Source organism: Clostridium sp. CAG:221 (assembly GCA_000435835.1).
Lineage (GTDB): Bacteria > Bacillota > Clostridia > Clostridiales > Clostridiaceae > Clostridium.
Map to the genome: position 1 here is coordinate 1 of FR883358.1, position 11,237 is coordinate 11,237.

An 11,237-nucleotide genomic window follows, 5' to 3' on the forward strand; every position below is an offset into this window, starting at 1 on the left:
AGGGATTATTTAATTATGGTAGACAAGGATACATTGCAGACTTATAAGTATTCTTCAATGGGAGAAATTACACCATTTATTAGTGATTAAAAATATAATTATTAAGTAGCAAAAATTAAAAAATATATATTAATAAACAAAGAGAGTACCTATAAAAATGTAGGTGCTTTTTTTATGTAAAATATGGAAAAAGTAAATTATAATATATAGTATAAAGAAAGTATGAAAGGAAGATGGTGAGAAAGTGGATTATAATTTTAAGGTAGGATCACATAATAAGCTGTTAGCTGATATAACATGCTACTCAGATAAAGAAAGAACAAAAGTTGTAAAGACATTTAAATCATTTAAAGAAGTAAGGGAATGGTTAGGTGTAAAATCAGTTGGTAATTCTTTAGAAAATGCTAGTGAAAAAGGTACTTTAAGTAGAGGTTATTATTGGAGAGTAGAGGGAACATCAGATTACAATGATGAAGCAGGAACAACTGTAAGTACTCAAGAAGAAATGCAAGAAAAAATTACAGTAGAAACACCTTTAAATATGATTTTATATGGGCCTCCTGGTACTGGAAAGACTTACAATACAGTAAATTATGCAGTAAGCATTGTAGAAAAGAAACAAATTGATAATGTTGTAGAAGAAGCTAAAGAAAATAGACAGGCTGTATTTAATAGATATAAAGAATATTTAAGTGGAAATAAGATTGTCTTTACTACCTTCCATCAAAATTATAGCTATGAAGAATTTATTCAGGGGATTAGAGCAAACACCAATAATAATGAAGGTTTATCTTTTATTAAGGAAGATGGAATATTTAAAAATATAGTAGATATAGCTAAGGATGATCCAGATAATAACTACGTAATTATCATAGATGAAATCAATAGAGGTAATATATCTAGAATATTTGGTGAACTGATAACTTTAATAGAAGAAGATAAGAGAATAGGTAGAGAAAATGAAACAATAGTAACTTTGCCATCTAAAGAATTATTTGCAGTACCACTTAATTTATATATTATAGGAACAATGAATACAGCTGATAAGTCAATAGCTCTTATTGATATTGCACTAAGAAGAAGATTTGATTTTATAGCCATGTATCCGGATTATAATGTAATACCTGATTTTAGACATATATTAAAACCTATTAATGAAGCAATTTATAAAAGCAAGAGAAGTGCAGATTATTTAATTGGACATGCTTTCTTTGCTAATAAATCTATAGACGACTTAGAAAATATTGTGAATAAAAAGTTAATACCTTTATTAAATGAATATTTTTATAATAATGAAAATGAAGTTGTAAATATATTAGCTAAAGGTGGAATCAATGTAGAAATGAATATGGATACTTTCCAATTAGAATATAGAGGGTTAGTGTAGTGATATATGAAATTAAGAGAGTTTGGTGAGTATAAAGAATTTGATAATGAAAAAATAGACGGGTTTAAAAAGTATATTGAAGAAGCCTGGAATAAAAGATATTGTTTATATGATGATAATGAATTTGATAGCTATAAATATATTAATAGACAGCAATTTTTAATCTTTGATGGAAATAAAATTAAAGCTAAAAATTATGTAGGCTTTATTTCATATGAGGATGTAGATATTACAATTTATCCTAAGGTCTTCGGGGAAAATATAGATGAAAATATTTTAGATCAATACCTAATGACAAATTTAATATATTGGATGAGAGAATCTAAAAGAATAAAAATACCACTAATAGATACAGAAATGGATTTGCAAAAAAATGATAGTTTTTTAGAAATGTTAATTCTTATTTTTAGTAAATATACCTTTAATTTAATATATTTAAAACCATATAATTGTTATGAGGAAGTTGAGAATGAAGTAACTTATTTAAAAGGTAGGTTAAATATAAACAAGTATTTAAAAGAAAATATAACTACTGGTAAATGGGATAAATTTAATACCATATATGAGCCTTTTATTTATAATAATAGGTTTAATCAAATAATTAAGTTTGTTACAAGAAAGTTATTAAATATTACTAAAAACATAGATAGTAAGGATTTACTAAATAAAATTATCTTTATCTTAGATGAAGTAGATGATATATATTGTAATGAATATAGTTGTCAGGAAGTTAAATTAAATAGATTGCAAAGTGACTATGAAATAGTACTAACTCTTTGTGATATTTTCTTAAAAAATACATCGTTATCAAGACGTAATCAGGAAGATAAAATAGATTTCTGTTTCTTAATACCAATGGAAGTTTTATTTGAGGATTTTATATTTAATTTTATAGAAGCAGAGTTTAAGGGTAAATATAAAGAAATAAAATTTCAAAAGAGTGATTTATATTTGGCACAAGTTATTGTAGATGATATGGAGTGTAAAAATGTATTTAGACTTAGACAAGATATATATTTAAAAAATTTAAATGATAAGGTAATCATTATAGATACTAAATATAAGAAGTTAAATGTAAATGAAGAAAATAAGTATGGTATAAACCAAAGTGATATGTATCAAATGTGTAGTTATGCTTTAAGGGGAGGCTATAATAATCTAGCATTAGTGTACCCTAGAGTAGATTGCTTCCATAAGGATATTAAGTATAGGATAAATAGTGCTTTTAATGAAGAAGTAATAGAAATAAAGGTTATTATTATAGACTTTGTTTTGGATTATCAAAGTTTTATTAAAAGTAGGAGTGAAGAGTTTGAATTATATGAAGCTAATGATAATAAAATTAAATATGAGTTAGGTAAATTATAAAATAAATTAGTATAAATAATTATAAAAAGAGCAGTTGTGAATTTTTTTGCAACTGCTCTTTATTCTAAAATAAATAATAAAAGAGCAATATCTAAAGAAAAATCTATAAGACCAGTTACACTAAAAAAAATTAAGTAGTATTACCTCTTTTCAAAGACACAGGTAAAATAATTTTTTTCTCAATATAACTATCTTTTTTATTAATAAGATTAATTAATGTTTTTACAGCTTCCTTAGATAAGTCCTTAATAGGTTGTTGTATTGTTGTTAAAGTAGGATAAGTAAGAGCACAAATAGATAAACCATCATATCCCACAACCTTTACATCATTAGGAATATTTTTATTACGTTTAATTAACTCCTTAATTGTAGCTAAAGCAATAGTATCAGTGGCAAATATACCATCAATATCAGGATTATTATCAAGTGCTTCTTGGATAATTGAAGAATAATCTAAAAAAGAGAAGAAATTAATAGGTAATTCTACTGTATTTACTTTAATATTTTTTCTTTCCAATGTGTCATTAAAAGATTTATGACGGTCATTAGATGGAGTAGGTACTTTTAAGCTTCCAGAAAAGTGAAGAATATTAGTGCAACCACAATTTAATAATTCAAGTGCTGCTAATTTACCACCTTCTATATGATCTGAACATACAATAGGAATATCATCTCCTAAATATCTATCTAAAGCAACAATTGGTAGATTTAGATTTAAATAATCTTCAATTTTTAAAGTATGGCTACCTATTATAATTCCATCTACTTGATTTCTTAAAAGCATATTTATATATTCTTGTTCTCTACTACTACTATTATATGCATTACAAAGCATTAACTTATATCCTAATTTATATAATTCTTCTTCTATATACCTAGTTTCTTCAGCATAGAAAGGAGTACTAATGTCAGGTAGGATTAAACCAATTATATTAGACTTCTTTTTAAATAAACTTTTAGCAATTTCATTTGGTTGATAATTTAAGTCTTTCATAGCATTAAAAACTTTATCTTTGGTGGCTTGTGAAATATAGCCTCGATTATTCATTACTCTGGATACTGTAGAAACAGATACACCCGCTTTAATAGCTACATCCTTTATATTTGTCAAATTACTCACCTCTCCTTATATCTTAATATCCAAAAAGTAGCATTGTCAATTAATAGAAAAAAATAAAAAATAAAAAATATTATATGCAAACCGGTTGACATATTCCAAAATTTGGGTTTATAATATAAATGTAAACATTAACAATGTATATAATAATATGCTAACCGATTAGCATATGCAATAAAAATATGAGGTGGTATAAATGTTGAGAAGAGGAAAGATATTGTCTTTAATTTTAACTGTAGGAATGTTATCAGCTAATATTTATGGATGTTCATCATCAAATAATGCTACAGAAGATGGTGTGGCAAAGATAACTGTTTGGACTCAAGAGGGACAAGTTGTTGAGCAAGAATATTACAAAAATGCAATAGAACAATTTAATGAATTATATGCAGGTGAAATAGAAGCTAGTTTACAAATGATACCAAGAGGGAATGGGTATGAATACGAAAATAAAATAAATGCAGCAGCAACTTCAGGTAGCTTACCAGATATTATAGCTATGGATGGTCCATCAGTTGCTAACTATGCAGATTCAGGAATAATAGTTCCAATTGATGAATATTTCACAGAAGACAAGCTAGAAGATTTTGTTCCGTCAATAATAAAACAAGGAACAGTTGATGGACAATTATATGCACTAGGAGCAGCAGAATCTACTGTGGTTTTATTCTACAATAAGGATGTTTTAGATGCAGCAGGAATACAAGCTCCAACTACATTAGAAGATGCTTGGACTTGGAAAGAAGTATATGAAATATCTAAAAAATTAAAAACTAATGATATGTATGGAATTAATTTAGATTGGGATTTAGGTGAAGGTCAAATTTATGCATTTGCTCCAATGATATGGTCAAATGGAGGAGAGTTACTTTCAGAAGATGGTAAAAAAATTGATGGATATTTAAATTCTGATAAATCCATTGAAGCATTAGAGTTTTATCAAAAATTTGCAGTAGAAGGATTAATAAATCTTCAACCATTACCAAATGATTTTGAAGAAGGAAAATCAGCTATGTATTTAATGGGATCATGGGAAATTCAGACAATAGAAGAAAGCTATCCAGATTTTAACTATGGTATAACATACTATCCTAAATTCTCTGAAAGTAGTAAAGTAGTTTCACCATCAGGGGATTGGTGTTTTGGTATTACTTCGGGTTCAGAAAACCAAGAAGCAGCAGCTAAGTTACTTGAATTCTTAACATCAGCAGAAGAAGTAGAAGAGTATTGTTCAGCTATAAGCAAACCACCAGCAAGAATATCTGTATTTGATAATATGGAAGAATATCAAGATGAAAATAAAAAGGTTATAAAGGAGCAAGTAATAAATACAGCACATCCAAGACCAATTTCAACATCTTATCCAGTATTATCAAGTGAATTTGCATCAGCATTACAAGATATAAGAACTGGGGTAGACGTTAAAGACGCTTTAGCTAAAGTAGTTACTCGTTTTAATGAGGATATAAAGAGAAATAATTAATATATAAGTAATGAGAATTATGGCTTTTAGTCATAATTCTCTTAGAAAGGTAGGTATTGTATTAATGCTAACAATTAAGAGAAATACAGAAATTAAAACAGATGTAACTTTAAAAAAATCAATGAGTAAAGAAGCAGTAGCAGGAATGTTATTTGTCTTACCAGCAGTTATATTTATTGGTGTATTTTTAGTGTTACCGGCCATACTTGCTTTTGGATATAGTTTTCAACAATATAATATGCTAAAACCAGCACAAAAAGTTTTCATTGGATTAACAAATTATATAGATGTTTTAAAGAATCCAGCTTTTTATAAGAGTTTGTTTAATACAGTATATTTTGCAGCAATTGTAGTACCGCTTCAAACTATAGTTGCATTAGGATTAGCATTATTAGTTAATACAAAGTTAAAAACATCAAAGGTGGCACGTATTTGTTTCTTTAGTCCTGTGGTTACATCCATGGTTGTTGTAGCTATATTATGGACATTCTTATATAACAGAGATAGTGGTCTTATAAATTCACTTTTAAATTCTATAGGAATACAATCACAGCCTTTCTTATTAAGTGAGAAACAAGCTATGAATTCTATTATATTCATGTCTATATGGCAAGCTGCTGGATATCAAATGATGATATTTTTAGCAGGTTTACAAGATGTTCCAGGAGATCTATATGAAGCAGCTAGCTTAGATGGTTGCAATTGGTGGGAAAAATTTAAAAATGTTACATTACCATGTATAAAAAATGTATCAAGTTTTGTAATTTTAATTACTACTATCCAAGCTTTTAAATTATTTACACAGCCTTATATAATGACAGGAGGCGGCCCTAATGAATCAACAAAAACACTTGCATATATGATATATGAACAAGGGTTCCAATATAGGAATGTTGGATACTCATGTGCAATAGCAGTAATTTTCTTCTTAGTAATATTACTAGTATCAGGTGTTGTGAAAAAGGTATGTAATGTAAATGGAGATTAGGGGGGAAGGATTATGAAAAGAAATCAAAAAAGGACTTTAAGTAAAGTTTTAGCATATATATTTCAAATAAGTTTATCATTAATATTTGTATTACCATTAGTATGGATGATTGTATCATCATTAAAGCCAGAGGCAGATTTGTTTAAAGATATGAGTTCTATAGCAACATTTTTTGTATCTAATCCATCATTAGATAATTATAAGGAAATGCTATCTAGATCATTAGTATTAAAAAGTACACTAAACAGTATGATATATATTGTATTAATACTTCTAATAGGTATACCTGTTAATGCCTTATGTGGATATGCGTTAGCAAGATTAAGGTTTCCAGGAAAGAACCTCATACTAAGTGCAATTATTGCATTATATATAGTTCCTTTTGAAACAGTTGTATTACCATTATATTTAGTAAGTAATACATTAAAAATTACAAATACATTCTTTGCATTATTTCTACCTTTTATAGGTAATTGCTTTAATATATTTTTATTTAGGCAGTTTTTCATGTCTCTTCCAAAGGAATTAGAAGAAGCAGCTAGTATTGATGGATGTGGAGTGTTAGGGACTTTTGTAAAAGTAGTATTACCTAATACAAAGCCAGTAATAGCAACAGCAACAGTATTAACAATTGTAACACATTGGAGTGATTTTATGTGGCCTTTAATGGCAGTAACATCACCAGAACATAAAACAATTCAACTTGCTATACAAGGATTCTTTACAGATCCACCAGTAAGATATGCTCCAATTATGGCAGCATTAGTATTCTCAACAATTCCTATATTAATAGTATATTTATTATTACAAAAATACTATGTACAAGGTATTATGTCTAGTGGAATTAAAGGATAAAGAAAAATTTATTTTAGAGAGGTTTTAATATGGCAAATAATCATAAGGAGAAATTAGAACAAGCACAGAAATATGTAGATTCAATAAAAAATCAAGTAGCATTAAGTAAATATAGGCAAGGATATCATTTCATGGCACCAGCATCATGGATTAATGATCCAAATGGATTTATTCAGTATAAAGGTAAGTATCATTTATTTTATCAATATAATCCATATGATTCAAAATGGGGATCAATGTATTGGGGACATGCAGAAAGTGAGGATTTAATTAAGTGGAATCACTTGCCAATAGCTTTAGCTCCTAGTGAATTTTATGATGATGATAAAGATGGAGGATGTTTCTCAGGTAGTGCTGTAGATGATAATGGCGTGTTAACGTTAATGTATACAGGTACCACTACTAGTGAAGAGGGAACAGTTCAAGTTCAATGTATTGCTACAAGTGATGATGGAGTAAATTTTGAAAAGTTTGAAGGAAATCCAGTAATATTACCTAACTTTATTGAAGGAAATAGAGATTTTAGAGATCCTAAGGTTTGGAAAGAAGGAGACCTTTGGTATGTAGTGATAGGAACTACTAAAAATAATGAAGGAAGAGCTTTATTATATAGTTCATGTGATTTAAGACAATGGAATTTTGTAAGTGTTTTAGCAGAATCCCATGGTGAGCTAGGAAGTATGTGGGAATGTCCAGATTTCTTTAAGATTGGAGATAAACATGTTTTAATGCTATCACCAATGGAGCTTGGAAGTACAATTACAATGTATTTAGTTGGAGATATGGATTACTCTACAGGAAAGTTTACATGGACTCAAAAAGGAAAAGTAGACTTTGGATTTGATTTTTATGCTCCACAATCATTAGTAGATGATAAGGGTAGAAGAATAGTAATAGGTTGGGCTAATAGTTGGCCTTGGATGAAATGTTTTACTGATTTTGGCCCTAATATGGAAGATAAGTGGAATGGTGCAATGTCTTTACCTAGAGAGGTTAAACTTGATGAGAGAACTGGTAAGTTAAAGTTTATACCAGTGGAAGAGATTAGAGATTATAGAAAAGAAGAAAATAAAGTTCAGTTAAATACTCTTAATGGAAGTAAGGATATAATAATTAGCAATAAAGATAGATATGAAATGTTATTTAATATTGATTTAAAAGCTACAACTGCTAAGGAACTAATTATTAAATTAAGAGAAAATAAAAAGGGTGTAGCTATTTTAAGGTTAGATATTAAAAATAAAAAGTTAATATTTGATAGAAATAATTGTGATGGTTACAATAAAGGAATCAAGAGTTGTGATTTAGATTTATTTGAAGATACATTATCTGTGAATATATTCTCAGACAATATATCTATTGAAGTATTTACTGATGATAATAAAGTAGCTATGTCAAATAACATTTATCCATTAGAATGTAGCAATAAAGTAAATTTAGAAGCTGTTGATGGAGAAATTGTATTTAATAGCTTTGATATTTGGACAATTGAAGTGTAATAAATAAGTATTAGATTATTAAGTGAAAGATGCAACAGGAGCAGGTGATGCATTTATAGGTGCAGTTTTAGCTCAGATATTAAATGAACCAGATAAGAGTATTGTAGAAATTGTTAAGTTGGCTAATGTAGTTGGTGGATTAACAACAACCAGAATAGGGGCTTTAGAATCTATACCAACATGGAATGAAGTTTTTGAATATATAAAATAAAATATGAAAGTTAAAGTAATGTAAAGTGGTTAGTGATAAATCAGTTAGTATTTATGACTAACCACTTTTATGTTTAAAAATTTAATATTTTGGATACGAAAAAAATGGCGACATATTCCAAAGATTGTTGACAAATTACGACAAGATTTCAAGAGGGAGTTTGCTATAATTATATATGTTTATAAAAAATACTAGGAGAATAATATTTTGAAGCAATATGAGAAATTTTTAATGAAGCAAAATGAAGTATATACATTATATAAGAATTATACAAGTGATATTATGCAGGCATTAAAAGAAAAATATATGAAAATAACAAACTAAAAGAAAATATAAACATAAAAGAGACGTATAAGTGTTATTCTGATTATGCAGTTATGTATAATAAAGGTATTAATAAATATCTTAATGATAATTTTGAAGTGAAAAATAGAGAAATATTTATAAAAGTTAAAAAAGATAATGAAGTTAAATATATTTGTACACTTGTTAATGCATGTATTAAGTGTAATTTACCTTAGTTAATGAATGACAGTATGATTTAGAAGAATTATTAAAAATAAAATTATGAGGTGGATGAGAATGAGTAATATAGAAAGAAAAATGGAATTAGCAAAAGAAGCAGTTGAATTAATAAAAGAATTTGGAGAAGAAGCATCTATTGTAGGAGATAATCCTATTAAATCAATAGAGATTAAAGAAGATGGGTCAATAATTGAAATAGATCATGAGTATGATGGATTAGAAGAATATCAACTTTCAAAAATAAGCTCAATATTTTTAAGTGAAATGAGAGGGTGGGGACCATGTTCTGCAGGATTTTATGAAGCCATAAGTTTAGCAGAAGATGATTTAGAAGATGAGTTTAAAAGTTTAAGTAAGACAGAATTTAAAGAATATGTTGGTAACTTAAAATATGCAGAATATAGGTGTGAGGAAATATATATAAGATTAGAAGCAATTGAAAAGGAAGCAAAAGAGTTAGTATAATAAAATTTAACTATATTAATTATTGAAGAGGATATCTAGTATGTGATTAGGAAAACATTTACTGGATATCCTCTTTATTATTTTAATTAATTTTAGTTAACTATATTAAAATTAAAACACTTTATAAAAGTAGTTAATTTAATTGAAATTTAAAGTATTATGAAAATAGCACCTAATAATAACAAATATATAGATAAAAGTATTAAATGCAATAATATACTATGAGTCATAGTGATAATGTTCGACAAAGAAGTTGTTCGTAATAAAGTATAATTAAGAATGATTAATGCTAATTATTAAGATTTTATAATAGTTTAATTTAGCTAAATTTTTATGTACTATGTTAAGCAGTATGAGAAGAACAGCAGCGTGTATTGATTCAGATACTAATAAGATAGAGAGAAGAATTATAATTAAGCAATTTACTGATGGAGAAATTGATTTTTTTTTCAATTATGGAGTATTAACAACAGGCTTTGATGCACCTAAAACTAGAAATATTGTAATATGTAGACCTATAAATAGTACTATATTATATTAAAGAAATATGATTATCCACCAGATAAATTCAAGAAGGTATTGGAGGTATTTTCTAGATAAGCTAAACTAATGTGTTGGAATTGTTAATTTTAATTATGAAGGATATGGAGTGGTAGCAGAGAATAAAAGTAAATATAAGGCATAGTAAGAATAGAATGAGATTTAAAAAGTCTCACTCTATATATTAACTTATAATATATAATAAGTATGTATATGTAAGTACTGATAATACTGAAGATGCTTTTAGAATGTTTACTATATTAAATAATAGGGGAATACCATTAACAAGTGCTGATATTATTAAATCTTAAAATATTGGAGAATTAAGTAGTGATAGAGAAGTAAAAAAGTATGCTGAAATTTGGGAAGATATCGAAGGAAGATATGGAGAAGGTTTTGATAGATTTATTCAATTTATAAGAACTATTTTAGTTAAAGAAAAAGCTAGAGCAAATTTGTTAGATGAATTCAATCAAAAGATTTATTCAAAAGGGATAATTTCTAAAGGAAAAGAAACACTAGATTTAATTTATAAATATAGTGAAATTTTTGATAATATCATTGATTTACAAGATGCATCTCTTTCTAATGAGTATAAGAATTTAATAACTATAATGAAAATTGGGTTTAGGTCAGAAGATTGGATTCCACCAGTAATGTATTATTATAGTAAATTTAAGTATGAAAGATTAGAAGAGTTTTTGAAGTTACTTGAATTTAAATTTGCTGGCGATTGGATTTGTGGAATAACTCCAACAGTAAGTGGTCTTATGTCAATATTTTGGACACAAAAAGTCAA

At 27.1% G+C, this 11,237-nt stretch carries 10 protein-coding genes and 1 pseudogene; 10 read left to right on the forward strand and 1 reads right to left on the reverse strand.

Annotated features, from left to right (window positions below; translation table 11 throughout):
• Window positions 1-244 precede the first annotated feature (244 nt).
• The gene (locus Q5O44_RS00910; RefSeq protein ID WP_022166502.1) at window positions 245-1,387 is read left to right on the forward strand and encodes an McrB family protein; all 1,143 of its coding nucleotides are present in this window, start codon (window positions 245-247) and stop codon (window positions 1,385-1,387) included.
• A 6-nt stretch (window positions 1,388-1,393) separates the two neighbouring features.
• Window positions 1,394-2,755, forward strand: coding sequence for an McrC family protein (locus Q5O44_RS00915; protein ID WP_022166503.1), 1,362 nt, complete (start codon window positions 1,394-1,396; stop codon window positions 2,753-2,755).
• Window positions 2,756-2,885: 130 nt separating this feature from the next.
• Here Q5O44_RS00915 and Q5O44_RS00920 read toward each other — a convergent pair whose 3' ends face one another.
• Window positions 2,886-3,866 (reverse strand): LacI family DNA-binding transcriptional regulator, encoded by a 981-nt coding sequence (locus Q5O44_RS00920; protein WP_022166504.1) that lies wholly within the window; start codon window positions 3,864-3,866, stop codon window positions 2,886-2,888.
• 202 nt (window positions 3,867-4,068) lie between these two features.
• Between Q5O44_RS00920 and Q5O44_RS00925 the strand changes: the two genes are divergently transcribed.
• The 8 genes and pseudogenes from Q5O44_RS00925 to Q5O44_RS00960 form a co-directional block, all read left to right on the forward strand.
• Window positions 4,069-5,355, forward strand: a complete 1,287-nt coding sequence (locus tag Q5O44_RS00925; RefSeq protein ID WP_022166505.1) for a sugar ABC transporter substrate-binding protein — start codon at window positions 4,069-4,071, stop codon at window positions 5,353-5,355.
• 19 nt (window positions 5,356-5,374) lie between these two features.
• The gene (locus Q5O44_RS00930) at window positions 5,375-6,343 is read left to right on the forward strand and encodes a carbohydrate ABC transporter permease (protein WP_022166506.1); all 969 of its coding nucleotides are present in this window, start codon (window positions 5,375-5,377) and stop codon (window positions 6,341-6,343) included.
• Window positions 6,344-6,355: 12 nt separating this feature from the next.
• Window positions 6,356-7,198: a carbohydrate ABC transporter permease gene (locus Q5O44_RS00935; protein WP_022166507.1), complete on the forward strand. Its 843-nt coding sequence runs from the start codon at window positions 6,356-6,358 to the stop codon at window positions 7,196-7,198.
• Between the two features lie 29 nt (window positions 7,199-7,227).
• Window positions 7,228-8,697, forward strand: a complete 1,470-nt coding sequence (locus tag Q5O44_RS00940; RefSeq protein WP_022166508.1) for a glycoside hydrolase family 32 protein — start codon at window positions 7,228-7,230, stop codon at window positions 8,695-8,697.
• A 22-nt stretch (window positions 8,698-8,719) separates the two neighbouring features.
• The gene (locus Q5O44_RS00945; protein WP_022166509.1) at window positions 8,720-8,908 is read left to right on the forward strand and encodes a PfkB family carbohydrate kinase; all 189 of its coding nucleotides are present in this window, start codon (window positions 8,720-8,722) and stop codon (window positions 8,906-8,908) included.
• 582 nt (window positions 8,909-9,490) lie between these two features.
• Window positions 9,491-9,898: a hypothetical protein gene (locus Q5O44_RS00950; RefSeq protein WP_022166511.1), complete on the forward strand. Its 408-nt coding sequence runs from the start codon at window positions 9,491-9,493 to the stop codon at window positions 9,896-9,898.
• 352 nt (window positions 9,899-10,250) lie between these two features.
• Window positions 10,251-10,439, forward strand: coding sequence for a helicase-related protein (locus tag Q5O44_RS00955; protein WP_302637065.1), 189 nt, complete (start codon window positions 10,251-10,253; stop codon window positions 10,437-10,439).
• Between the two features lie 454 nt (window positions 10,440-10,893).
• Window positions 10,894-11,237, forward strand: a pseudogene (locus tag Q5O44_RS00960) (hypothetical protein); the annotation flags it as partial.